Here is a 24,166-nt window from a genome sequence, read left to right as displayed (position 1 = left end):
ATTAATGAATAAAATGAGTTATAATCTTCCAGAAATATCATTGATGTTTAAAGTTCCTTTTACATCATATACTAATCCATTTTTAGATTTAATATCATTGAAATTTATTTTCTTGAACTCATCATGGCACACAGTATGGACTATGGTGTCGTAATTATGATTTAATTTATCGATTAAAGTTAAATTAAACTCTTTTTGTACTTCTTCTTTATTAGCCCAAGGATCATAAACTTCAACATTTAAATTAAAAGATTTTAACGTGTTATAAACGTCAATTGCTTTTGTGTTTCTGGTATCAGGACAATTTTCTTTAAATGTTACACCTAGCATAAGTACTTTAGCTTTTTTAATAGAGATGTTGTGTTGTACCATAAGTTTTAAAACTTGAGTAGCAACATATTCACCCATACTATCATTTAAACGTCTTCCGGCTAAAACTATTTCTGGGTGGTAACCAACTTCTTGTGCTTTTTGAGCTAAATAATAAGGATCAACACCTATACAATGTCCTCCAACTAATCCGGGTTGAAAAGGTAAAAAATTCCATTTAGTAGATGCTGCTTTTAGTACTTCTTGTGTGTCTATATTTAATTTGTTGAAAATTTTAGCTAATTCGTTTACAAAAGCAATATTGATATCACGTTGTGCATTTTCTATAACTTTAGCTGCTTCTGCAACTTTAATTGAAGGAGCCAAATGGGTTCCAGCGGTAATTATTGAAGCATATAGGTTGTTAATTTTAACTCCAATTTCTGGAGTCGACCCAGAAGTTACTTTTTTAATTTTTGTAATAGTACGTGATTTATCTCCAGGATTTATTCTTTCTGGTGAATAACCGCAATAAAAATCTTTATTAAATGTTAGTCCACTTGATTTTTCTAAAACAGGTACACACACTTCTTCTGTTACTCCGGGATAAACAGTAGATTCATAGATAACAATGTCTTCCTTCTTTAAAATCTGACTAATAGTCTTAGAGGACTCTATTAATGGTGTTAAAATGGGTCTGTTATTTTTATCAACTGGTGTTGGAACAGTAACAATAAATATGTTACAATCCTTAATGTCTGATGACAAACAAGATAAGGACAAACCTTTATCGTTTTGTGGGTTAAGCACAGATTTAAGGTCATCTTCAGTTACTTCTAATGTTTTGTCTAATCCTTGTTTTAACTCTTCTACCCTGTTTTTATTGATGTCAAACCCAACAACTTTAAATTTTTTAGCAAACTCTACTGCTAATGGTAAACCCACATAACCTAAACCTAAAATTGCAATATTATTTTTCATAAATTGTATGGCGCTTTATTATTTAGTAGCATTATTAACAAACCATCTAGTAGTTATATGTATGGCATCGTTAAATTTAAATTTAGGTAAATATTCTAAAAGATTAGTTGCTTTATTAATATCTGCTAATGAATGTTTGACATCCCCTTTTCTAGATGGACCGTAAAAAATCTGACTTTGAGTTTTAATATTTAAATCTGAAAGGCTTTTTTTGATGTGGTCTGTTAGTTGATTCAGATTAATGTTTTCTGCACAAGCAACATTAAACACCTGATTTACAGCACCAGAATTAGTTGTTAGTGCAGCCTTAATATTAGCTTGTACAACATTTTCCACAAAAGTGAAGTCTCTGGAATGTAAGCCATCTCCGTTTATTGTTAAATTTTCATTTTTCAACATTTGCCCAATAAATTTTGGGATTACAGCAGCATAAGCACCATTTGGGTCTTGTTTTGGGCCAAACACATTAAAATACCTTAAGCCTATGGTTTCTAATCCATAAGTTTTATAAAACACATCAGCATACAATTCGTTTACATATTTAGTAACAGCATAAGGTGAAAGGGGTTTTCCTATTTTATCTTCTTTTTTTGGTAATGAAGGACTGTCCCCATAAGTGCTAGAAGATGCTGCATAAACAACTCGTTTTACTGTATTGCTTTCTTTAGCTGCTACCAGTATATTTAAAAACCCTGTAATGTTTGTGTTATTTGTTGCTATTGGGTTGTTTATTGATCTTGGTACAGAACCTAAAGCGGCTTGATGTAAAACATAATCTACATCTTCCATTGCTATTTTACACGTTTTTAAATCTTCTATATTACCTTTAATAAATGTAACTTTTGGTGAACCTAAAAAAGGTTCTATGTTTTGTATATTTCCAGTAGAAATATTATCCATAACAACTATTTTTTTAGCATTATACTTCAATAAATATTCTACAATATTAGAACCAATAAATCCAGAACCTCCTGTAACTAAAAAAGAGAGATTTGATAATTCCTTTGTATGATATTGATGAGTATACATTAATAGTTAATAGAATTTAATGTTGTTTTTAAGCTTGATTTCCATTTAGGAATGTTTAATTTAAACGCTATGCTAACTTTTGTTTTATCCATAACACTATATTTTGGTCTTTTAGCTTTTGTTTTAAAAGCATCTGATGTTACTGGATTAACTTTAATATTAGTTTTAGTTAATTCAAAAATAGTTTTAGCAAACTCGTACCAAGTAGCCTCTCCTAAGTTACTGTAATGATAAATACCGTATTTAGAATTGTCTAATTTTACGATTTTAATTAATGCTTCTGCTAAATCTAATGCATTAGTAGGTGTTCCTTTTTGATCATTAACTACATTTAACTCATCTCTATCAATCGATAAGTTTAACATTGTTTTTACAAAGTTAGACTTGTATTTAGAATATAGCCAGGATGTTCTGATTATATAATGCTGTTTTAAAATAGTAATTATTTCTTTTTCTCCCTCAAGTTTTGTAAAACCATAGACACCTAACGGATTAGTTTTATCACTTTCTTTATATGGGATACTATTATTACCATCAAAAACAAAATCTGTTGATATATGGATTAAGGTCACTTTGTGTTTTTTGCATGCTTCAGCTAATTGTTTAGCTCCTAATGTGTTTATATTGTAGGCTAAGTCTTTATTGTCCTCTGCAAGATCTACTGCAGTATAAGCAGCGCAATTTATACAATAATCTGCCTTGTGTATATTAAATACTAATTCTATTTGTTCAGGATTGGTAATATCTAATTGTTGGCTGTCTAAAAACACAAAATCTAACGTGTTAAAATCGTTAGATTGTTCTTTAAGGCATAGTCCTAGTTGTCCATTAGCTCCAGTTACCAGAATTTTTTTCATTCAAACAGTTCTTTTACAGTAGGTAAAACTTTATCTTTTTCTGAAATAGTTAATAGCTCTTTATCTAAAACCCAATCTATATTTAACGTTTTATCGTTATAAATAATACCTCCTTCTGAGGCTTTGTTATACCAATTATCTACTTTGTAATTAAATACAGCTGTCTCACTTAAAACTATAAAACCGTGCGCAAAACCTCTAGGTACAAATAGTTGCTTTTTGTTTTCTGAAGATAATTCTACACTTATATGTTTTAAAAAAGATGGTGAGTTTGTGCGTAAATCTACAGCAACATCTAATACTTTTCCTTGAGTGACTCTTACAAGTTTTGCTTGTGCATGTTCTCCACTTTGAAAATGCAAACCTCTAAGAACGCCTTGACTAGAAAAAGATTCGTTGTCTTGTATAAAGTTGACCTCTTTTCCAATTAATGCATCAAATTGTTTTTTGTTATAGCTTTCTAAAAAATATCCTCTTTCGTCTCCAAAAACGTTTGGTTCTAGGACGTAGCAATCTTTTAAAATGGTTTCTATTGCTTCCATTTTAATCTTGGTTAACTAAGCTAATTAAATGCTCTCCATAGCCACTTTTTAATAGTGGTGTCGCTAAATCTATTAATTGTTGTTTTGTAATAAACCCGCTACTATAGGCTGCCTCTTCTATTGCGCCTATTTTTAATCCTTGACGCTCTTCTATAACTTGAACAAATTGAGACGCTTGCATTAGCGAATTAAATGTACCTGTATCCAACCAAGCGGTTCCTTTATCTAATATAGAAACTTGTAATTTACCTTGTTTAAGATATTCCTTATTTACATCAGTTATTTCTAGCTCTCCTCTGTGGCTTGGTTTGATGTTTTTAGCTATATCTATAACATTATTGTCATAAAAATATATACCAGGTACAGCGTAATTAGATTTAGGCTTTTCAGGTTTTTCTTCTATTGAAAGTGCTTTACCATTACTATCAAAATTTACAACTCCATAACGCTCTGGATCTGTAACATGATATGCATAAACAATACCACCATCTGGATTGTTATTGGCTTTTAAAAGGTCTGAAAGTCCTGTACCATAAAAAATATTATCCCCTAAAATTAAAGCTACTTTATCTTTTCCAACAAAATCTGCACCTATAATAAACGCTTCTGCTAATCCATTAGGAGCCTCTTGTACTGCATATTGAAAATTACAACCTAAATGAGCACCATCACCCAGTAATTGTTTAAATAGAGGAAGGTGTTCTGGTGTAGAGATAATTAATATTTCTCTAATCCCAGCATGCATTAATGTCGACAAAGGATAGTAAATCATTGGCTTATCATAGATAGGCATTAATTGTTTACTCAATACTTTTGTTAATGGATGAAGTCGTGTTCCAGATCCTCCTGCTAGTATAATTCCTTTCATTAGCTATTGTATTTATCTAAATACCAATCAATGGTTTTGCGGATACCAGACTCGAAATTTTCGTCTGCTTTCCAGCCCAACTCATTTTCAATTTTTGAAGCATCAATTGCATATCTAAAATCATGTCCAGGTCTGTCCTTAACAAAAGTGATTTGTTCCTTATAAGACCTTGACGCTGGCTTAATATCGTCTAAAATAGAGCAAATAGTATCTACTATATATAAATTATTACGTTCGTTTCTACCTCCAATATTGTAGGTTTCTCCAGCTTTTCCTGTTTTATATACTAAGCCAATACCTTTACAATGATCTAAAACATATAACCAGTCTCTAATATTTTTTCCATCTCCGTAAATTGGAATATTTTCTCCAGAAATTGCCTTTCTAATTATAGTTGGAATTAGTTTTTCGTTGTGTTGTTTTGGTCCATAATTGTTGGAACAGTTAGTTGTGACTACATTCATTCCATAAGTATGGAAATAACTTCTAACCACAAAGTCTGAAGCTGCTTTTGAGGCGCTATATGGACTGTTTGGAGCATAATGTGTGTCCTCTGTAAACAATCCTGTTTCACCTAAGGTACCATAAACCTCATCTGTAGAGATGTGATGAAACCTATTATTTTCGCAACCTGTTTTAACTTTAAAAGGAGCATCCATCCAATGCTTTTTTGCTACATCTATTAAATTAAATGTTCCTGTTATATTGGTGTCTATAAAAGCTCCAGGATTAGTTATAGAATTATCGACATGTGATTCTGCAGCAAAATGAATTACACCATCAAAATTATGTTTATCAAACAGATTTTCTAACAATTTTCTGTCACAAATATCTCCTTTTACAAAAGTGTAATTTGGAAGGTTTTCAACGTCTTTAAGATTAGTTAAATCACCCGCATAAGTCAATTTATCTAAATTAACTAAATGTGTGTTAGGGTATTCTTTTAAAAAATAGGGTACAAAGTTAGATCCTATAAATCCGGCTCCTCCTGTAACCAAAATGGTTTTAATCTTCATAATTTAAAGTAAATGTGATTACTTTTTTAGCTATAAAATAAAGTACCAATAAAACAAATGACAGTAATGGGAAGATAATCATGTATCTATCTTTCCATGTTCTTGATACATTTCCAACTTCTTGAAAGCTTGAAATCACTTCAAAAATAACGTCTTCTTCAATCTTTTTTTCTTCTAATTGTTTAAGCTCGTTTCTTATTCGTTGTTCTTCACGTAACAACTCGTATTCTTTAGTGTTTTGTTTATCACTGCCAGAAATAGATATATCACCTACTTTAAGACTATTTTGTTTATTATCTGATTCTTTTTCGATTACGTCAATATATACTTTCTGAAGTTCTTTAACTTGTCTTAATTGCTCTTCTAAATTTTCTTTTTGAACTTTTAATAACTCATCACGCCTTTTCATTGCTTTATTAGAGTAATTATTAACAAAAGAACTTAAAATACCCTCTTCTAAATCTTTAAATATGTTGGGTTTTGAAGCATATGCCTTTATTAAAAAATATCTTCCAGAATAAACACTTCTATTTTCTATAAAATCTTCATACGAGTATTGCTGAGCTCTAACAGAATCTAATTTAGATATAAAATCTTCATATTGTAAGAGTCTATCATTTTCTGTTTCTGGACCTGGTTCAATTTCAAATGCGATAATTTTATCCAGAATTTCATCATTTACTTTAAAGATAGATTTTAAGGATTCTTTGTCCTCATTTTTGATTAAGGCGTTAAAATAATCTATGTTGTTTACTAATTGATATTTTGAATTAAAATATGGTTCAACCAGCATACTTGTACTATAGGTATTGGGCTTGATTTTTTCTAATCCATAACCTACAATTGCAGCTAAAAACATAATACCAAGTACAATTTTCCAGTTTTTAAATAGCGCTTTTAAAGCATACATTAAAGCTGAGAAAAATCTTTTAATAATCTTATAAAAGAAATTAAGCACTTTTGTAATTGCTGCGCCAATTAAGTTAAAGAACACAATTAAATCTACTTCTTCATTACTGCTTGGTTTTGAGGGTAGCTCTTTACTCATAATAGTATAATGGTTAATTAAATATTTGTTGTAATATTTTTCTAGTTATTAAATACGTTGGTTTTACACCTGATGTGCCTAAACCTCCTGACGCTAATGTACTACCTGTCTCAAGCGGATTATCACTAGCATAGTAAGCATATCGTACTTTAACATTTGGATTGATGCTACTTCTTACTTTTGATGCTGCTTGGATTGCTTTTTGATAATGTGCTCCTTCCATTTCTAACCCAATAACATTCCAAGTTGAATTAAAAAAGAATTTTAAAATATCTTTATTTTGAAGGGATGTCCCTAAAACCGTTATCATCGATCCTTCATAAACCGCTACACCCTCTCCTTCTAAATCTGCTTTGTTTAATTCGTTTTTAAAAGGGTAGTTGTCTGCTGTGCCTTCAAATATATGTGCTGAAGGTATCATAATATCTCCTTTTCCGCCTTCTAAAATACCTGCTTTACCCATTATTGAAATGGACTCTACATTTAGGTGTGTTTTTGTGTCTCCTTCTCTAAAAGGTTTAAGTAATTCGTCTATTGTTTCGTAAGCTTGCTCACCAAAAGCGTAGTCCATAACAAAAAGCACAGGTGCTTCTGCGTCTTTGTTTGGTTTTGGTAAGTTAAGGTCGGTTTTAGTCAAATCTATTTTAGAGGTATCAAAAATTTGTACATCTATGTTGGTTCCTGAAGTATCTTCAATAAAGATCATTCCTTGCTGTAACGCTTTTTGAGTCACTTTATTGCGTAGTGCTTTATTATTGCTATTACTTAGGGCTTCATATATTTTAAAAATCTCTGTTTTTGCACACTCTGCTTTAAGCGCAACAGGTGCAAAAAGAGTATTCATAACACTATGCAGATTTGCACTAATAATATGTATTGGTCGATCTAAAAGCTTATGTTTTTTTAAGGTGTCTTTTATGGTATTTGCCCATATTTCTCCATGAATATGATGTCCTAAACGCTCTCTTAAAACAGGGCTAAAGGTTACTGTTCTTTTATTGTTATTTACTACCTCATCAATAGCTAATTTACCTAACCAATATACGATATGTAGTAAACGTTCTGGTTTATTTTGTAAAGCAAATGCACCATAAACATTAGATAATTCTTTAAATGTTCGTCCTAAGATATTTGCTGTATGGGTAATGGCTATTTCACGTTCTTTTTGTGTCAGTTTCTTTTTTGATAATACTGCTTTTTCTAGCTTTTGCCAATCTCTAGTTGTTGCGCCATTCTCGTCAATAATTACGCGTTTACTAATTTTATGAGATTCTACAAATAAAAACGTTAAATGGGTTAGTATATCATAAATTTCTGAACGTCCACGCGTAATTTCAATATTCATTTGCTCGTCATCTATACGATAACAATTACGACGTCTTTTTGGTGGAATTATAGCTTCAAAATGAGAGTCTTTATACCCTTCATCACTTGTTAAATTTATAAAACGACACTCTTCTATACCATGAGGAAGTCTATCAATTACATAAAGTAATCCTTCTAATTCCGCTTTTTCTTCAGCTATAGACCCATAAATTTCTGGTCTTAATACTAATAATGCTTCACGAAGTGTTTCACCAGATACTCCCATAGGTTTATAAAACCCTCTGTTAAACAGGTGACGCATAGTAATATACATACGTTCAATTGCATTTGAGCTTTCTTGAGCTCTCGTTCTTTCATGTTGTTTTATCATACTATTGTTTAGGTCTGTATTGACTGACAAATATAATATTATTTAAGTAAAATAAAGGGTTTTAAGGCGTCAGCTATTTTCCTATCATTGGATAATCTTGGTATTTTATTTTGACCGCCCAATTTTCCTATAGATTTCATATACTGCTGAAAGCCATTTTTTTCAATTTTACTAATTTTTAAAGGTTGTAATACTTTACCTTCAATTAAATCTAGATAATAACTATTCTGTTTTTGTAAGGAGTCATCAATTTTTTTTGCTAAAGCGGACATATTTTCTGGTTCGTTTTCAAACTCTATAAACCATTCGTGATAAGGTAATCCTGACTCTGGGTTTATTTGTGGCGCAACAGTAAACTCATTGATTCTTACCTCAGAGTTATTTGTAGCTTCTTTCATGGCTTGCTCCACTTCTTTACCAATAACGTGCTCTCCAAATGCTGATATAAAATGTTTGATACGTCCCGAAACGATAATTCTGTAAGGTTTAGTACTAGTAAACATTACTGTATCGCCAATATTATAAGCCCATAAACCTGCGTTAGTTGATATAATCATCACGTAATTGACACCTACTTCAACATCTTTTATGGTAAGGCGTTTTGGGTTGTCATCAAAAAAAGTATCTGCTTTTACAAACTCGTAAAACATGCCAGAATCTAACTGCAGCAACATTCCCTTTTTGTTTTGTTTATCTTGAAATGCAAAAAACCCTTCGCTAGCAGGATACAGCTCGATACTATCTACTTTTCTGCCTATTAAGTTCTCAAATTTTGCACGGTAGGGCTCGTAGTTAACACCACCAAATATGAATAAGTTGAAATTTTTAAAAATGTCACCAACCTTTTTTCCTGTTTTTTGCTGCAATTTTTCAAAATACATTTGTACCCAAGATGGGATTCCAGAAATAACAGTCATGTTTTCAGGCAAGGTTTCTTCCACTATAGCGTCAACTTTAGTTTCCCAATCTTCAATACAATTGGTTTCCCATGAAGGCATTCTGTTTTTTTGAAGGTATTTTGGTACAAAATGCGCTACAATTCCAGATAATCGTCCTAATTGTATTCCATTTTGCTCTTTTAACACCGGGCTACCTTGAAGAAAAATCATTTTACCGTCTACAAATTTTGAATTTCCAGTTTCATGGATGTAAAGCAAAATAGCATTTTTTGCAGCATTAACATGTGTTGGCATACTTTGTTTGGTTAACGGAATATATTTAGCACCAGAGGTTGTTCCAGAGGTTTTAGCAAAATATAATGGTTTACCTTTCCAAAGCACGTCAGACTCTCCAGCTACAACACGATCTACATAGGGTTTGAGCTGTTCATAATCTCTAATTGGTACACGTTTTACAAAGTCTTGGTGGTTATTGATGCTTATAAAATCGTGGTCTTTTCCAAATGCAGTACCAGCAGCTTCACTTATTAAGTTTTGAAATACTTTGTCCTGAGTTTCAATTGGGTTGTTTGCCCATTTCTGAATCTTTTTATAGACACGTTTGGCAAAGGGTTTTGCTAAAGCTGATTTTATTGAAAGCATTATTTAAAATCTATAAAATTAGTAGGGTTTACAGGATAGCCATCACTCCAAAGCTCGAAATGTAAATGTGGTCCTGTGCTTAATTCTCCTGTGTTTCCTGATGTGGCTATAACCTCTCCTGCTTTTACCAAATCACCTTGAGTTTTGGTTAATGAGGCATTATGTTTATAAACCGATATTAGTCCATAACTGTGTTCAATTATTATAACGTGTCCAGTTTGTGCTGTCCACTCAGCAAAAATTACTGTTCCGTCTGCTGTTGCCTTAATTGGTGTGTCTTTTGCTAGTACAATATCTACAGCGTAATGTTTTGTTTTGCTGTTGTAATTTTCGCTAATTGTACCATTTGCTGGAGGGAACAACACAAAATTTGCTCTGGAAGTAGCTGTTTCAAATAAGTTATACTTGTCTTCTTTATCTACTTTTTCACGAAGTATAGAATCTTCTTTTATTGGGTTTAAATCTACTTGACTTGCTTCTAGTTTTGCTGCCTCTATTATAGAATCTTTATTGAAATTAACTGTACTGACTTCGCCTTGTAAGACTTGCTTTATGGAGGCGAAATATTTTTCATTTAAATCAATAACACGTTGTAATGAATCTGTTTTAAAACTGAGTTGAACTGCTTGTTTCTTTAATGACGTGGAAGAATACCCTGGAATATATTCTTTTAAGGGCGTAAAGGCTATTAGAATAGTGGTTAGTACAATTAAAAGTATTGCAGATAACGATCCTAAAACAAATACATTTAGCCTTGACAAATTAAGCGACAACCGTTCTTCAAAAGTATCTTGATTTAGAACCACCAAACGATACCTGTGTAACAGTTTCTTCTTGATTTTTTTAGATTTTTTTTCTGTTTTTGCCATATTAAAAACAAAAGTAAATAAATTATGTGTTAGATTTTAACCTTATGCTAAAGTTAGCATTTAAACGTTATTATTAAAGTTTAATTATTAACTTTGTGGTCTAAATTTAAAGTTATGATTTCATCAAGTATATTTTTAGCAATTGGACCTTGGCAAATTGCTGTAGTAGTCGTTTTAGTATTACTACTTTTTGGAGGGAAAAAAATCCCAGAATTAATGCGTGGACTAGGTAGCGGAATTAAAGAGTTTAAAGACGCAAGTAAAGAAGAAGAAAAAAAAGAGGACACAAAATAATTACGTGTTTAACAAATAATAAAAAACCCAATGCGATGCATTGGGTTTTTTTTATGGATTATTTTATTTAATTTTTAGCGATTTAATAATAGACTCTAGTTCAAACACATAGTCACGTTTACTTACGGAAGGTGCAAAGGTGAAGCCTTCTATAACAACGTAACGGTTGTTAATTTTGTCTTCTACCATATAGTTTAAGAATGGACCAGCGTTAAAGGTGTCTTTTATGTCCCAAGTACTTCTAACTTCATAGGCTGGTTTATTATCAATAATAGTATTGAATAAAAAAGGTGTGTACGCTTCTTCCGTTTTCATATAAGAACCCTCAATTGGACCAGGAATGTATTTTTCGCCTATACTATCTCTAATTTTTATAACTTGTTGAATGATGTCTCCCTCTTTATCAATTGCATCTAAAGGGATTTGATATACCATAAAATTGTTAGTTCCTGTGGTTAGGTTTTTTCTAACCCAAAAAAAGGATCCATCTTCTTCTGCAATTCTGTAAACAGAAGGGAACTTAAGAGTTATTCCTAATTTTTTTTCGATGTTATTATTAACATGAAGTGATTTATTGGTTAATGCTTGACGCGCTTCTAGTTCTTGATTTTTAAAGGTCTCTAGAATTTTTTCTTTATTTGCTTTTAAAGTTTCAACAATTTGATTGTTGTCTTTACCTCTTATAACAATGACTTTTTGAGGTCTTGCAAACACATCTGTGCCAATTTTAAGTCCTGCCTCATCACCTGTTTCTATTTTTAAAACGGTTCTGTTTTTTGCTGCAAATCCAGAGAATACTTTTGGAGGAATTTGATTAATGTCAAACATTGGCTCATCTTGAGGCAATCCTGGTACTGTGGTTGTTAACACGTCTCTTATGGCATCTCCAACCTTACCACTCCACAAATCGTTATTGACAACAACATTAACGTTATAAAGATTACCTGAAGATTTTGGTACTATACGTTGGTCTGATTTTTTACTTTCTTCACACGATAAGATTGTGCTTACTAATACAATTAATACAGCTAGTTTTTTCATTTTATAAAAAGTTTAAGTGACTATTTACCCTTTAGAGATTATTAACTTCATTCCAGGTTTTAATTTAGTACCACTAATATCATTCCAATCTTTAATATTTTGAACAGAAACTCCAGTAAATTTTTGGGAGATACTCCATAAGCTATCGCCTTGTTGTACGGTGTAAGTTTCACCATTTATAGGTTTAGTGCTTTTTTTGGTTGATGCTGAAGCTGTAGGTTTGTTTACTGCTACACCGTTTCTTGGGTAAATGGTTAGGCGTTGTCCAATTTTTAAATTATTGCTACGCAATCCGTTCCATTGTTTAATCTGGCTCACTCTAACACCATATTGTCTGGCAATTTTTCCTAAATAATCACCTTGTTTAACGGTATATCGTGTTTTTGTGTCTGCGTTAAAAAATTGAGGTAGTGGCTTTTCACGCTTTTCAAATTCTGCTTTAGCATGGGCATACAATTGGTCTTCGTTATTTACAAATGCACCAACAATTTCTATTGGTAAACGTAGTGTGTAGTTTTTACCTTCAATAAAAGGAATGATGTCTAATTTGTACGCTGGATTTAAAAACTGAAGTGTTTCTATCTCTACACCTGTAAATTCGGACACCTGATCTAAGCTTATCATTTGTTTCACGTGGATGGTATCTGTTTCTATTAAATGAAACTCTGGTCTGTGTTGCACAAATCCATGTTCTTTTGCATATTCAAAAATATACATTGTTGCTAAAAAAGCTGGTACATAACCTGCTGTTTCTCGAGGTAAGTTTTGGCGAATATTCCAATAGTTTTGGTAACCTCCAGAACGTCTAATAGCTTTGCTGACGTTTCCTGGTCCAGAGTTATATGCTGCTAAAGCTAAGTCCCAATCACCAAATAGTTTGTACAATCTTGATAAATATGTTGCAGCTGCTTTAGTAGATTTAATTGGGTCACTACGCTCGTCCACATAACTACTAACATCCAATCCATATTGTTTACCTGTAGCAAACATAAATTGCCATAAACCAGTAGCACCAACTCTTGATCGAGCACGAGGTTTTAATGCAGATTCTACAATTGCTAGATATTTCATTTCTAACGGAATGTCTTGATTGTCTAACTCACGTTCAAACATTGGAAAGTAGTAATTACTTAGTCCCATGAGACGCTCAAAAGATTGATGACGATTTTTTAAAAAAGATTTGATAACACTTTCTAATGCAGGATTATATTCGACATTAAACGGTGTTTTAGCATTTAAGCGTGCTAACCTAGCTTTTAATGTGTCTGTAGTTAATTCTGGGTAATACACCGCATTGTACTTTAAATCTGACACATCTCTATAAATAGTGTCAAAAAGAGTTGTGCTGTACAGCTCTTCCAGCCATTTTTTATCGATGTTAGATGCTAACACATCATCTTGTAGTACTTTTGGTAATTCTGCCGATTGAAGCGCTTCTATAGATTTTTTAAAGTAGGCTTGACCATCAATAATAGTGTCAATAACATAATCTTCTCCTTCTATTAATTGATCTTGAGATAATCGCGTATTAGAATTGTCTTGAGCTAAACTAAAAAAGCTTACTGATAATAATATAACTAAAACGATATGTGTTTTTACTTGCTGCATTTATCTGTTATTTATTGCATAACGTTAGAAAGCCTAAAATTATTCTAAAATAGCTGCAATACCAGGTAACGTTTTACCCTCTAGACTTTCTAGCATTGCTCCACCACCAGTACTGACGTAGCTTACTTTATTTTCAAAACCAAATTGTTTTACTGCTGCAACAGAGTCTCCTCCTCCTACTAATGAAAACGCACCATTTTTGGTTGCTTCTGCTATAGAGTTACCAAGCTCTATGGTTCCGTTTGCAAAGCTTTCCATTTCAAATACGCCTAATGGACCATTCCAAAGGATGGTTTTACATTTCATCACCACATCATGAAATATAGCTTTAGATTTTGGACCTGCATCCAATCCTTGCCAACCGTCAGGTATTTTAGTAACGTCCACAACCTGAGTATCTGCATCGTTACTAAAAGCATTTGCTGCTAATACGTCTACTGGTAAGTGTATTTGAACATTTTTAGCTTTTGCTTGTTTTAAAATATCTAATGCTAAGTCCATTTTGTCGTCTTCACAAATAGAGTCTCCAACACTTCCTCCTTGAGCTTTTATAAAGGTAAATGTCATTCCGCCTCCTATGATTAGATGGTCTACTTTGTCTAAAATATTTTCAATAATTGTAATTTTTGAAGACACTTTTGCGCCTCCAAGCACTGCTAAAACTGGTTTTTCACCAGTCTTCATTACTTTATCAATACTTTTTATTTCTTGCTCTAATAAATGTCCAAAGCATTTTTTTTCTGGAAAAAACTGTGCAATTATTGTTGTAGATGCATGTGCCCTATGTGCAGTACCAAATGCATCGTTAACGTAAATGTCTCCTAGTTTGGCCAATTTTTCCGCGAAAGCGGTATCTCCTTTAGTTTCTTCGTCATAAAAACGCAAGTTTTCTAAAATCAAGATTTTACCAGGTTCTAAATTAGAAGCTGCTTTTTCTGCTTCTGGTCCAACACAATCTGATACAAACTGAGTCTCTACACCAATAATGTCTTCAACTTTATTAACGATATGTTTTAGCGAAAACTCCTCTTGCACGCCTTTTGGCCTGCCTAAATGCGACATTAAAATACAGCTTCCTCCATCTTCTAAAATTTTAATAATTGTTGGTTTTGCAGCTTGTATTCTGGTTGCATCTGTAACATTGAAATCTGCATCTAATGGTACGTTAAAATCTACGCGTATTAAAGCTTTTTTGTCTTTAAAATTAAAATCGTTAAGTGTCTTCATTAATTAAATTGTGTGTTTAGTCAAGGTTTGCTTTTAAAACCCAAGTGTCTCTGTATCTGTAATTTGTTTTTAAATCTTCCATTAATTTAAAAGCGTCTTCTGGTGTGTCGCTTCTTAATAAATACACGTAATTCCAGTTGTTTTTTGGATTTATAAATGCATTAGCTTCGTATCCTTTTTTTATTAGACTTGATGTCCATTTACCTGCTCTTGCTGGTTCTGCAAAAACACCTGTGACGACGTAATAACCACCTTCTATTCCTGCAATTGCAGTCGATTTTTTATTTTTTAAGTAATTAAACGCATTAGAGTTTAAGCCTCTTTTAAAATAGCGGTAAGGTTTACGTTTTTCTTTGGTATCAAAACTTGGATCTGTTTCTGGTTGCGCTCTAACTATCTCTGGAGCCACATTAGCTTTTTGGCTTGCATCTGGATTGTTTTCTTGAACGATATCATCAAAATAAGTTTGAGCAATTTCTGTTTGAAATGCAGTAAAATAAAGGTAAAAACGGTCTGATTGTGTTTTTAATCGCAATGTAGTTTCACTGGTACTATTACTGATGATTGAGTTGTTATAATTTGGAATGTCTAGTTTGGCAATATCAAATCCTAAAGTGTTCTCGCTATTAGGTAATCTGTCTCTGTTCTTCATACTATTGTTAGTAATAGAACTGTTAAAAAAGTTTTGCTGAAAACGCGCACCATTACTTAACGATTGGAAACTACCGTCACGTTGTTTGATAATTGCAAACTCGTCGCCTTCCAGAGCAGCATCGCCTTCTATTGCTGATAAAACAACAGATGTTTTAACATCGCCTTGTTCGACTGACTTAAAATTTTTAAAGTTTAAATCTAAAGGTTCTTCTTTATTAACTAAAGCAAAACCGTGATAAGTAGATATATATTTAGGGTTGTCTGTTGGAGATTGATACACTACATATAACATCCATCCTGCAGCGCTTCCGCCAGACAAATAACCTTGCGTAGCTTTTACATTAGCAACTACATAATCACCCGATATGGTTTCTGCATCTTTTAAAAGTTTTGTAACATCTGCATAACATACATAAGGAGAGTTGATTGCATGTGTGACATTTGTTGAACCGTCATAAATGACTTGCCCTGTAATGTCTTGATAGTCTTGATTGGGTAATTTAAATTTTATTTGGTTAATAACTTCAGAGCGCTCTCCATTACCTCTATAGTCATAATTTCCTTTTTGTTCTTTACGGGTTCCTTTTTCGTAAGCGTAAGTGGCTGTCCAATACAATCCTGCGTAGGCAATTTTTTTAAAATCTGAAGGTAAATTAAGTGTCGCTTGACTAGAACAAAATGTTTCTTTATCGCTATCTATATCCACGTAGCGCATTTTGATGTCGTCATTATTAACTAAAGTGTTGTTAAAGGCATCTTTAATATCTTCACTTAAAATATTATTACCTATAACTGCAACATCACCAAAAATATAAAACTCGTTTTGAGATTTAAAATCTACTCCATCTCCAAAAGCGTTAGCTTTTAACTCTGAATCTTGAGCAATGACGTAGCTATAACTTATAAGGGAAAACAGTAAACATATTACACTTTTCATTTTAATAAATTAAAACGGTTTATAAACTTCAAATATATGCAAATACAACGATACTTTAAATTTGTAGAGCTAAAATCAATCTTTAATAAAAATAGTTTATAATTGTCAGGAAAACTATATTTGCGCTATGCTTTTTAGTGATATTTTAGGATTAAATCATATCAAAAAACACCTGACAACAAGTGCAGATAATGGTCGTATACCACATGCTCAGCTTTTTGTTGGTCCAGAAGGGTCTGGTACATTACCTATGGCTATTGCCTATGCCCAGTACATATTGTGTAATAACACTGATGGAGAAAACAATGGGGAAAACGAATCTTGTAATTTAAAGTTTAATAACTTCTCGCATCCTGATTTACATTTTGCATTTCCGGTTACCTCTACAGTTAAAGTTAAAAAACACCCTGTATCTTCTCATTTTTTAGAAGAATGGAGGCAATTACTAAAAGAGCAACCTTATGGTAACTTGTTTGATTGGTACCGCTTATTAGGCGTAGACAACAAACAAGGTCAAATTGGTGTTGATGAAGCTTTAGATATTGTAAAGGCTTTAAGTTTGAAGTCTTATGAAGGCGGTTACAAAGTAATGTTGATTTGGATGGCTGAAAAAATGAATACACAAGCTGCCAATAAACTTCTTAAACTAATTGAAGAACCACCTAACAAAACCGTTTTTATACTAATCGCTGAAGAGGAAGAACAAATATTAGGCACCATTAGATCACGATGTCAGATATTGCATTTTCCTCCATTGGCTGAAGAGGATATAAAAAACGGAATCATTAAGCAGTTTAATCTAAATGAAGCTACTGCTACTAAAATTGCACATCAATCTGATGGTAATTACAATAAAGCTTGCGATTTAGTGTATCATGATAGTGAAGATGACCAATTTGAACAATGGTTTATTTTCTGGATTAGAGCTGCTTTTAAAGCCAAAGGGAATAAATCTGCCATACATGATTTAATAGGTTGGAGTGAAGATATTGCTAAAACTGGTCGAGAAACTCAAAAGCAGTTTTTAAACTTTTGTTTAGACTTTTTTAGACAAGCAATGCTATTAAATTACGGAGCAGAAGAATTGGTTTATTTTGATACCAAGAGCAAAAATTTTGATTTGGCTAAATTTGCTCCTTTTGTGCATAACAACAATATTCTGGATATTTCTAACGAGCTAAATGATGCTATTTACCATATAGAACGCAATGGAAATTCTAAAATTATACTTACTGATTTATCCATTAAATTAACACGTTTACTTCACGCTAAACAAGATTAACTTGACTACCAAACAATCTCTTTTTGTAATTATCAATCCTGTTTCTGGAAACGGAAAAGGTAAAACAGTTTGGCAGCAAATTAAATCTAAACTTAACCAAAATTACACCATACAATTTGCATATAGCAACTATGCAAAACATGAAATTGAAATAACTAAAACTGCTATTAAAAATGGCTTTAGGCATTTTATAATTATTGGTGGAGATGGAACTTTAAACAATTTTATTAATGGAGTTTTCAGTCAAAACAATATTGCATCCTCTGAAATTACATTTGGAGTCCTACCTGTTGGTACTGGAAATGATTGGGTAAAAACACATGGTATTCCTAAAAATATCAATAAAGCTTTACAAATCATTTTAAATGGACATACTAATACTCAAGATGTTGGATGTGTAAATTACTTGAACAATCAAATACCAAACACTTATTTCATAAATTTAGCAGGTGTTGGCTACGATGGATTAGTTGTAAGTCTTGTAAAAGATAAGCGATCCTATGGTAAATTTACTTATGTTTTAGGAGCGATTAAAGGGTTATCTAATGTTAAACTTTTTGATGTATCTGTAGTTGTAAATAATGAATTAATAAAGTACTCAAAATGTTTTATAATTCAAATTGGTATTGGTAAATATACAGGTTCTAGTATGCAACTTACTAAGCAACCAAACCCTAAAGACGGTTTGTTTGACATCACTATTGCTACACATTTAACTAAATGGGATGTTATAAGAAATCTTCCTAAACTGTTTAATGGACAAATTGTAAATCATAAAAAAGTAATAACTTTTAAAACTAGTAATCTACAATTTGATTTTGAAGATCCTAAGCCATTAATTCAAGCTGATGGAGAACAATTAGCAACTAGTAATATTGAGCTGTCCGTTTTACAAAATGCCATTCGTTTTTATTGTTAAAAAAGTAGTTTAGTATTCGGTCATATTGACTTTAAACACCCAGTTTTCTTTGAATGGTTCTTTAACAATCAATGTTTTGTGTTGCATGTAGGCGTCATAAAAGTTTTCTGTATGAAAAACATAAACATAATACAGTTCTTTCTTATCATCAATTAAAATATCACTATCAAAACCTAGATCTTTTAGCTGATTTTGCCACGCGATTGCGTTTTTTGCTTCAGAAAAGAATTTATTTATTACATAATACCCTTTTTTAACACCATCTATTTGAGCTGCGTTTTTTTCTAAAAGTAACTTAAACGCTTGTGTTTCTAAGGGTTTGTCTTCAAGTTTTAAAGCTTTTACATACGTTGAAGAACTAATATACACTTCACCTTCTGCTAAGGCTTGTTTTTGAGCTGGAGAGGTCGTAATCTCTGAAGAAAAAGGATTTATTTCTTCTTTTTCTGGTAGCGCTTCTATAACTTCTGGTTGTTTTAATGCTATTGTTGTTGGTTTTATCTCTTGTTTAGGAGTTTCTTTTATAGGTTTGGCTTCTATAGTTAAAACACTAGCGGTTATAGGTTTTGGGATGGGTTCTGGCTTGGTTTCTTTTAAAACAATAGGCTCTGCTTTTGGTTTTTGAGACGCCATGACTAGCGCATTTGTTGGTATATTGTTTTCTATTTCTTTAAAAAACGTTTCACTTATTTCTGTTTGAAATGCAGTAAAAAACAAATAGAAACGGTCTTGTTTGGTATTAAAGTACAGCTCGACTTGATCTGTATTATTAACAATAACAGCGTCTTCATTGGTTGGTAAGGTTAATGATGCTATATCAAACCCTAACGTATTATCACTACTTGGATTTCGTTTTAGATTTGCTTTTTTAGATGATGTGATTTGACTGCTAAAAAAGTTTTTTTCGTCTCTGTTTTCAGTACTTAAACGCCACGCTTTTTTTAGTTTAGGGTTAGCAATTACACATTCGTCTTCTGTTATGTCAGAATCTCCTTCTAAAGCAGCTATGGTTAAATCTGTAGTTGTAGCTCCTGTTTCTGGTGTTTTAAAATTATCTAAATTAATGACTACTGGTTCGTTACCTACATGTACAAAACCGTTAAACGTTGTAATGTATTTTGGTTTTTCTGTTGGTGCTTCATAAACAATGTATAACATCCAACCTGCAGCACTTCCACCAGAAACAAAACCTTCTGTTGCAAAAATATTTGCAACGGTATATTCGCCATTTACCGTTTTAGCTTCTTTTAATTGTTTGGTTACATCTGCATAACAAACATAAGGCGCATTTAAAGCATACGAAGGTTGTGTAGCGCCATCAAATACAACCTTTCCTTTTATATCTTGATAGTCTTCACCAGGTAATTTAAGTTTAATTTTGTTTATTAATGTTCTATTTCTTTGTCTTTTTCCTTGAAAATAAAACTGAGAATTTTCCTCTCTTCTAGACCCTTTTATATAACTATATGTTGCCGACCAATATAAGACTGCATAGGCTATTTCTTTTTTGTTGTCTGGTAGTTGAAGGGTTGCCGAGCTTGAAGAAAACGTAGTGTCATCTTGGTCTATATCTACGTAAACCATATCAATATCATCATTTGTTAACTGAATATTGTTAAATGGTTTATTAGTGTCCTTACTTAGTATGTTATTTCCAATAGTAACTGCATCACCATAAATATAAAACGCCTTCTGTGTTTTAAAAGGTACAGCTTCTTGTGAAGGACATATATGAATAAAAGAAAAGAAGATAGCGCAAAGCCACAACAAGCTTTTCATATTTTTTAAGTATATAATTAATAGCGCTTTAAATATAAGTATTTATACCAAAATCACTGATATATAAACTATTATATACAAAAAAAAGGCGATTAACTGCTGTTAACCGCCTTTTTGAATGCTAAATTAAAACTTATTATTTGCTATAAGCAGCGTCTAATGCTTCTTTTATTTGTTGAGAAATATTGTTTTCTTCTTTACTATACATCACGCTTGGAGAAGCTTCAACCGTACCTAAAATATAGTCATAGCCATTACTTTTTCCATAATCTTGTACAAACGTTTTAACTTTAGATATCAAACTATCAATTTCTACTTGATATTCTTTTTGAAAGCCTTGTTGTTCTATTTGCCAAGCTTGTTGTAAACCTTGCGCTTTTTGATTTAACAATTGTAACTCAGATTCTTGCTTGCTCTTAGAAAGTGCTGCTATTTTTTGATAATCTGCTTGAAATACTTGACGGAAACTATCTACTTTTATTTTAAATAAAGAATCCTTGATAGTATACTTTGCCTCGATATCTAATTTTTCTTTAATCTCATTAATTAATACACCGTTGTCTACATATGCTATTTTTTGTTTTTGACAAGATGTTAAAACTAAAGCTACCAATATTAATCCTATTAACTTTTTCATATTATATCTGTTTTCTGAATTTGGGCAAATGTAAATAATTATACAAATTGAAAATTACTTTTTTAAGAATTTTAATTGTGATAAGAAAAATTTATAGAAAATATAATATTCAATAAGAAATACTGATTAAAAACAGCTTCAAATAAAAGGTTTTAAGCTTGTTTTAAAAATTTTAAAGGGAAATTATAGATTAACCCGCTAAAACCCTTTTTAAAGTTGTTTAAATAGATTTTAGATGTTTTTAATAACATATATCAAGGATGAATACTCACCTGTGGTCTTAGCTTTTAAGTTTGACTTCAAACCAATCCAAAAAGCCCTAAAGATATTCATAGTCCCAGTTTTATATTTTTCTGAAAGTAAGCTTACATAATAAGAATCAAAAACCATTGGTTTGGTATTAACAATCTTCATATTAAAACTTGAAAATAATTTTGAAATTGATTCTTGGTTAAAATGCCATAAATGTCTTGGCACATCATAAGCAGCCCAAAACTGTTTATAACTTAGCGCATCGTAACTTTTATAATTTGGTACAGCAACAATTAATACGCCATTAGTTTTTAAAAGAGATTTTATCTGTGTAATCTGTTCTTCTAAATTAGGTACATGTTCTAACACGTGCCAAAGAGTAATAACATCAAAACTATGTTTTTCTAAAACATTTAAATGATCTGAATTAAATACAGTATTCTTAGTTTTTTTATTTGCTATTGTTCTAGCTTCTTCGTTAGGTTCTATTCCAATTATATTCCAACCATTATCTTGGCAGGTTTTTAAAAAATCTCCTGTTCCGCAACCAAAATCTAATAGGTTTTTATCTTCTGTTTTAAACGAGTTTATTAATTTTAATTTCTTTTTTAAAGAAATCTGTCTGATACTATGATATACTTTTTCAAAAATATTTCGCCTAGCATCTGTATGCGAAATGTAATCTTCAGTTTTATAATAGTCAGGTAATTTATCAATTGCTGGTTTTGGAGTGGTTTCTAAAAACCCGTAAGTTTTGTTTTCTGTTAATTGAAAAACTTCACCAGAAACGGAATGGTCTTTTACTTCTAAGAGCGTGTTATTTTCTTTTTTGTTATTCATTAAAAAACAAACGTTCCACGTGGAACGTTTTAATTTTTTGTTTAAAATTATCTTCCCATATAAACCAATAATACAGAAATATCTGCTGGAGATACACCGCTAATTCTTGACGCTTGAGAAATGGTTACAGGTTGAATTTTTTTAAGTTTTTCTCTAGCCTCTAAACTCATAGATTGCAATTTTGAGTAATCAAAATTAGCTGGAATTTTTATATTTTCAAGACGTGTTAACTTGTCTGCATTATTCTTTTCTTTTTCAATATAACCTGAATATTTAACTTGTATTTCGGTCTGCTCAATAATCTCACTATCCAAATTATGTTGCTGTATATATTCTGATACAGATTTAATTTGTTTCATGTCTTCAATATCCACATTAGGTCTAGCAAACATTTTAAACATCTTGTCTTGTTGTCTTATTGCAGCCGAATTTTTAGCTTCTAAAACAGGATTAATTTCTTCTGGAGTAACACTAGTCTGCTTAAAAAACTGTACAAATTTTTCTGCTGCTTCGTGTTTTTCTTCCATTCGTTTTAAACGTTTTTCTGAAGCTAAACCTAATTCATATCCTTTAGGTGTCAATCTGATATCTGCATTATCCTGACGTAATAAAGTTCTATATTCTGCTCTAGAAGTAAACATACGATAAGGCTCTTCTGTGCCTTTTGTAATTAAGTCGTCCACTAAAACACCTATATAAGCTTCATCGCGTTGAAGGATAAAAGGGTCGCGTTCTTGTACTTTTAACGCAGCATTTATACCAGCCATTAATCCTTGTGAAGCTGCTTCTTCATAACCAGTAGTTCCGTTAATTTGACCAGCAAAAAACAACCCATCTACCAACTTAGTTTCTAATGTATGTTTTAATTGAGTAGGCGGAAAATAATCATACTCTATTGCATATCCAGGTCTAAAAAACTTCACGTTTTCAAAACCAACTACAGATCGTAAAGCATTAAATTGTACATCCTCTGGGAGTGATGTAGAAAACCCATTAATGTAATATTCTACTGTATTCCAACCTTCAGGTTCTACAAATAGTTGATGTCTATCTTTATCTGCAAAACGGTTAATTTTATCTTCAATAGATGGACAATATCTTGGACCCAAACTTTTAATACGACCGTTAAACATTGGTGAACGATCGAAACCTTCTCTAAGTAAATCATGAACCTTTTCACTAGTATAGGACATGTGACAAGAACGCTGATTGGTTAATGGTTTTGTAATATCTAAATACGAGAATTTTTCAGGGTTTTTATCTCCAGGTTGCTCGATCATTTTTGAGAAATCTAAAGATCGACCATCTACTCGTGGAGGAGTTCCTGTTTTCATTCTGCCAGATTCAAAACCTAAATCTACAAGCTGCTCTGTAATACCTGTAGCTGCTTTTTCACCAGCTCTACCTCCACCAAAATTTTTGTCTCCAATATGTATTAACCCGTTTAAGAATGTTCCATTTGTTAACACAACCGTTTTAGCTTTTACAGTTACACCTAATGATGTTTTTACTCCTGTAACTTTTCCTTGTTCTACAATTAAACCAGAAACCATTTCTTGGTAAAAATCCAAGTTTTTAGTTTGCTCTAGAAGTAAACGCCAATCTTCAGCAAAACGCATTCTGTCACTTTGCACTCTTGGACTCCACATAGCAGGTCCTTTAGACTTGTTTAGCATTTTAAATTGGATAGCAGATGTATCACTAACAATTCCCGAATAACCTCCAAGCGCATCAATCTCTCTTACAATTTGACCTTTAGCAATTCCTCCCATAGCAGGATTACAAGACATTTGCGCAATGTTTTGCAAATTCATGGTAATTAGCAATGTTTTGCTTCCCATATTGGCAGCTGCAGCTGCAGCTTCACTACCTGCATGTCCTGCACCAACTACTATGACATCGTAAACTTCGTTAAACATATATAATACTGTTCCACGTGG

The 24,166-nt window shown here is 32.0% G+C and carries 21 protein-coding genes; 3 read left to right on the top strand and 18 right to left on the bottom strand.

Annotated features, from left to right (window positions below):
* Positions 1-18: 18 nt before the first annotated feature.
* From LY08_RS00820 to LY08_RS00775, 10 genes are read right to left on the bottom strand one after another with little or no spacing between them, the layout of a single operon-like run.
* Positions 19-1,290, bottom strand: coding sequence for a nucleotide sugar dehydrogenase (locus LY08_RS00820; RefSeq protein ID WP_111658536.1), 1,272 nt, complete (start codon positions 1,288-1,290; stop codon positions 19-21).
* An 18-nt stretch (positions 1,291-1,308) separates the two neighbouring features.
* Positions 1,309-2,319: an SDR family oxidoreductase gene (locus LY08_RS00815; RefSeq protein WP_111658535.1), complete on the bottom strand. Its 1,011-nt coding sequence runs from the start codon at positions 2,317-2,319 to the stop codon at positions 1,309-1,311.
* Complete coding sequence (rfbD, locus tag LY08_RS00810) at positions 2,319-3,176, bottom strand: dTDP-4-dehydrorhamnose reductase (RefSeq protein WP_111658534.1); 858 nt, start codon at positions 3,174-3,176, stop codon at positions 2,319-2,321. Before rfbD ends, LY08_RS00815 begins: the two co-directional genes overlap by 1 nt.
* Positions 3,173-3,718, bottom strand: a complete 546-nt coding sequence (gene rfbC / locus LY08_RS00805) for a dTDP-4-dehydrorhamnose 3,5-epimerase (RefSeq protein WP_111658533.1) — start codon at positions 3,716-3,718, stop codon at positions 3,173-3,175. The genes rfbD and rfbC overlap by 4 nt, the downstream gene beginning before the upstream one ends.
* A gap of 1 nt (position 3,719) precedes the next feature.
* The gene (gene rfbA / locus LY08_RS00800; RefSeq protein ID WP_111658532.1) at positions 3,720-4,586 is read right to left on the bottom strand and encodes a glucose-1-phosphate thymidylyltransferase RfbA; all 867 of its coding nucleotides are present in this window, start codon (positions 4,584-4,586) and stop codon (positions 3,720-3,722) included.
* A complete protein-coding gene (gene rfbB, locus LY08_RS00795) occupies positions 4,586-5,596 on the bottom strand; it encodes a dTDP-glucose 4,6-dehydratase (RefSeq protein WP_211305911.1) in 1,011 nt (336 codons plus the stop codon). Before rfbB ends, rfbA begins: the two co-directional genes overlap by 1 nt.
* Complete coding sequence (locus tag LY08_RS00790; RefSeq protein WP_111658530.1) at positions 5,592-6,650, bottom strand: GumC domain-containing protein; 1,059 nt, start codon at positions 6,648-6,650, stop codon at positions 5,592-5,594. Before LY08_RS00790 ends, rfbB begins: the two co-directional genes overlap by 5 nt.
* Before the next feature lie 13 nt (positions 6,651-6,663).
* Positions 6,664-8,346: a DUF6909 family protein gene (locus LY08_RS00785; protein WP_111658529.1), complete on the bottom strand. Its 1,683-nt coding sequence runs from the start codon at positions 8,344-8,346 to the stop codon at positions 6,664-6,666.
* A 38-nt stretch (positions 8,347-8,384) separates the two neighbouring features.
* Positions 8,385-9,887: a GH3 auxin-responsive promoter family protein gene (locus LY08_RS00780; RefSeq protein WP_111658528.1), complete on the bottom strand. Its 1,503-nt coding sequence runs from the start codon at positions 9,885-9,887 to the stop codon at positions 8,385-8,387.
* Positions 9,887-10,756 carry a M23 family metallopeptidase gene (locus tag LY08_RS00775; RefSeq protein ID WP_111658527.1) on the bottom strand — a complete coding sequence of 290 codons (870 nt, stop codon included), beginning with the start codon at positions 10,754-10,756 and terminating at the stop codon, positions 9,887-9,889. The genes LY08_RS00780 and LY08_RS00775 overlap by 1 nt, the downstream gene beginning before the upstream one ends.
* A 114-nt stretch (positions 10,757-10,870) precedes the next feature.
* Between LY08_RS00775 and tatA the strand changes: the two genes are divergently transcribed.
* Positions 10,871-11,050: a twin-arginine translocase TatA/TatE family subunit gene (tatA, locus tag LY08_RS00770; RefSeq protein ID WP_111658526.1), complete on the top strand. Its 180-nt coding sequence runs from the start codon at positions 10,871-10,873 to the stop codon at positions 11,048-11,050.
* Between the two features lie 63 nt (positions 11,051-11,113).
* Here the strand turns inward: tatA and LY08_RS00765 are convergent, their stop codons facing one another.
* From LY08_RS00765 to LY08_RS00750, 4 genes are read right to left on the bottom strand one after another with little or no spacing between them, the layout of a single operon-like run.
* Positions 11,114-12,091 carry a DUF4837 family protein gene (locus tag LY08_RS00765; RefSeq protein ID WP_111658525.1) on the bottom strand — a complete coding sequence of 326 codons (978 nt, stop codon included), beginning with the start codon at positions 12,089-12,091 and terminating at the stop codon, positions 11,114-11,116.
* A gap of 24 nt (positions 12,092-12,115) precedes the next feature.
* Positions 12,116-13,699, bottom strand: a complete 1,584-nt coding sequence (locus tag LY08_RS00760) for a lytic transglycosylase domain-containing protein (RefSeq protein WP_111658524.1) — start codon at positions 13,697-13,699, stop codon at positions 12,116-12,118.
* A 39-nt stretch (positions 13,700-13,738) separates the two neighbouring features.
* A complete protein-coding gene (locus LY08_RS00755) occupies positions 13,739-14,926 on the bottom strand; it encodes a phosphoglycerate kinase (protein WP_111658523.1) in 1,188 nt (395 codons plus the stop codon).
* 16 nt (positions 14,927-14,942) lie between these two features.
* Positions 14,943-16,517, bottom strand: a complete 1,575-nt coding sequence (locus LY08_RS00750; protein ID WP_111658522.1) for an SPOR domain-containing protein — start codon at positions 16,515-16,517, stop codon at positions 14,943-14,945.
* A gap of 127 nt (positions 16,518-16,644) precedes the next feature.
* Between LY08_RS00750 and LY08_RS00745 the strand changes: the two genes are divergently transcribed.
* Together LY08_RS00745 and LY08_RS00740 are read left to right on the top strand one after the other, a co-directional pair.
* Positions 16,645-17,799, top strand: coding sequence for a DNA polymerase III subunit (locus LY08_RS00745; RefSeq protein WP_111658521.1), 1,155 nt, complete (start codon positions 16,645-16,647; stop codon positions 17,797-17,799).
* 1 nt (position 17,800) lies between these two features.
* Positions 17,801-18,718 carry a diacylglycerol/lipid kinase family protein gene (locus LY08_RS00740; protein WP_158526719.1) on the top strand — a complete coding sequence of 306 codons (918 nt, stop codon included), beginning with the start codon at positions 17,801-17,803 and terminating at the stop codon, positions 18,716-18,718.
* Positions 18,719-18,727: 9 nt separating this feature from the next.
* Here LY08_RS00740 and LY08_RS00735 read toward each other — a convergent pair whose 3' ends face one another.
* The 4 genes from LY08_RS00735 to mnmG form a co-directional block, all read right to left on the bottom strand.
* The gene (locus LY08_RS00735; RefSeq protein WP_111658519.1) at positions 18,728-20,497 is read right to left on the bottom strand and encodes a hypothetical protein; all 1,770 of its coding nucleotides are present in this window, start codon (positions 20,495-20,497) and stop codon (positions 18,728-18,730) included.
* Positions 20,498-20,633: 136 nt separating this feature from the next.
* Complete coding sequence (locus tag LY08_RS00730) at positions 20,634-21,134, bottom strand: OmpH family outer membrane protein (protein ID WP_111658518.1); 501 nt, start codon at positions 21,132-21,134, stop codon at positions 20,634-20,636.
* Positions 21,135-21,365: 231 nt separating this feature from the next.
* Positions 21,366-22,226: a class I SAM-dependent methyltransferase gene (locus LY08_RS00725; RefSeq protein ID WP_111658517.1), complete on the bottom strand. Its 861-nt coding sequence runs from the start codon at positions 22,224-22,226 to the stop codon at positions 21,366-21,368.
* A gap of 47 nt (positions 22,227-22,273) precedes the next feature.
* The gene (gene mnmG / locus LY08_RS00720) at positions 22,274-24,145 is read right to left on the bottom strand and encodes a tRNA uridine-5-carboxymethylaminomethyl(34) synthesis enzyme MnmG (protein ID WP_111658516.1); all 1,872 of its coding nucleotides are present in this window, start codon (positions 24,143-24,145) and stop codon (positions 22,274-22,276) included.
* Positions 24,146-24,166: the final 21 nt, after the last annotated feature.

It is taken from the genome of Olleya aquimaris, from assembly GCF_003259525.1.
Lineage (GTDB): Bacteria > Bacteroidota > Bacteroidia > Flavobacteriales > Flavobacteriaceae > Olleya > Olleya aquimaris.
Note: the sequence above shows the minus strand (reverse complement) of the source record. Positions and strands in the feature narration are given on the sequence as shown.

Bases quoted from the DNA above. Each gene is read 5' to 3' on its own strand.
- LY08_RS00765 (WP_111658525.1), bottom strand. From the start codon at position 12,091: ATGAAAAAACTAGCTGTATTAATTGTATTAGTAAGCACAATCTTATCG.
- mnmG (WP_111658516.1), bottom strand. From the start codon at position 24,145: ATGTTTAACGAAGTTTACGATGTCATAGTAGTTGGTGCAGGACATGCA.
- LY08_RS00820 (WP_111658536.1), bottom strand. From the start codon at position 1,290: ATGAAAAATAATATTGCAATTTTAGGTTTAGGTTATGTGGGTTTACCA.
- LY08_RS00815 (WP_111658535.1), bottom strand. From the start codon at position 2,319: ATGTATACTCATCAATATCATACAAAGGAATTATCAAATCTCTCTTTT.
- LY08_RS00775 (WP_111658527.1), bottom strand. From the start codon at position 10,756: ATGGCAAAAACAGAAAAAAAATCTAAAAAAATCAAGAAGAAACTGTTA.
- LY08_RS00780 (WP_111658528.1), bottom strand. From the start codon at position 9,887: ATGCTTTCAATAAAATCAGCTTTAGCAAAACCCTTTGCCAAACGTGTC.
- rfbA (WP_111658532.1), bottom strand. From the start codon at position 4,586: ATGAAAGGAATTATACTAGCAGGAGGATCTGGAACACGACTTCATCCA.
- LY08_RS00750 (WP_111658522.1), bottom strand. From the start codon at position 16,517: ATGAAAAGTGTAATATGTTTACTGTTTTCCCTTATAAGTTATAGCTAC.
- LY08_RS00760 (WP_111658524.1), bottom strand. From the start codon at position 13,699: ATGCAGCAAGTAAAAACACATATCGTTTTAGTTATATTATTATCAGTA.
- LY08_RS00790 (WP_111658530.1), bottom strand. From the start codon at position 6,650: ATGAGTAAAGAGCTACCCTCAAAACCAAGCAGTAATGAAGAAGTAGAT.
- LY08_RS00785 (WP_111658529.1), bottom strand. From the start codon at position 8,346: ATGATAAAACAACATGAAAGAACGAGAGCTCAAGAAAGCTCAAATGCA.
- rfbC (WP_111658533.1), bottom strand. From the start codon at position 3,718: ATGGAAGCAATAGAAACCATTTTAAAAGATTGCTACGTCCTAGAACCA.
- tatA (WP_111658526.1), top strand. From the start codon at position 10,871: ATGATTTCATCAAGTATATTTTTAGCAATTGGACCTTGGCAAATTGCT.
- LY08_RS00745 (WP_111658521.1), top strand. From the start codon at position 16,645: ATGCTTTTTAGTGATATTTTAGGATTAAATCATATCAAAAAACACCTG.
- LY08_RS00755 (WP_111658523.1), bottom strand. From the start codon at position 14,926: ATGAAGACACTTAACGATTTTAATTTTAAAGACAAAAAAGCTTTAATA.
- LY08_RS00730 (WP_111658518.1), bottom strand. From the start codon at position 21,134: ATGAAAAAGTTAATAGGATTAATATTGGTAGCTTTAGTTTTAACATCT.
- LY08_RS00725 (WP_111658517.1), bottom strand. From the start codon at position 22,226: ATGAATAACAAAAAAGAAAATAACACGCTCTTAGAAGTAAAAGACCAT.
- rfbD (WP_111658534.1), bottom strand. From the start codon at position 3,176: ATGAAAAAAATTCTGGTAACTGGAGCTAATGGACAACTAGGACTATGC.
- LY08_RS00735 (WP_111658519.1), bottom strand. From the start codon at position 20,497: ATGAAAAGCTTGTTGTGGCTTTGCGCTATCTTCTTTTCTTTTATTCAT.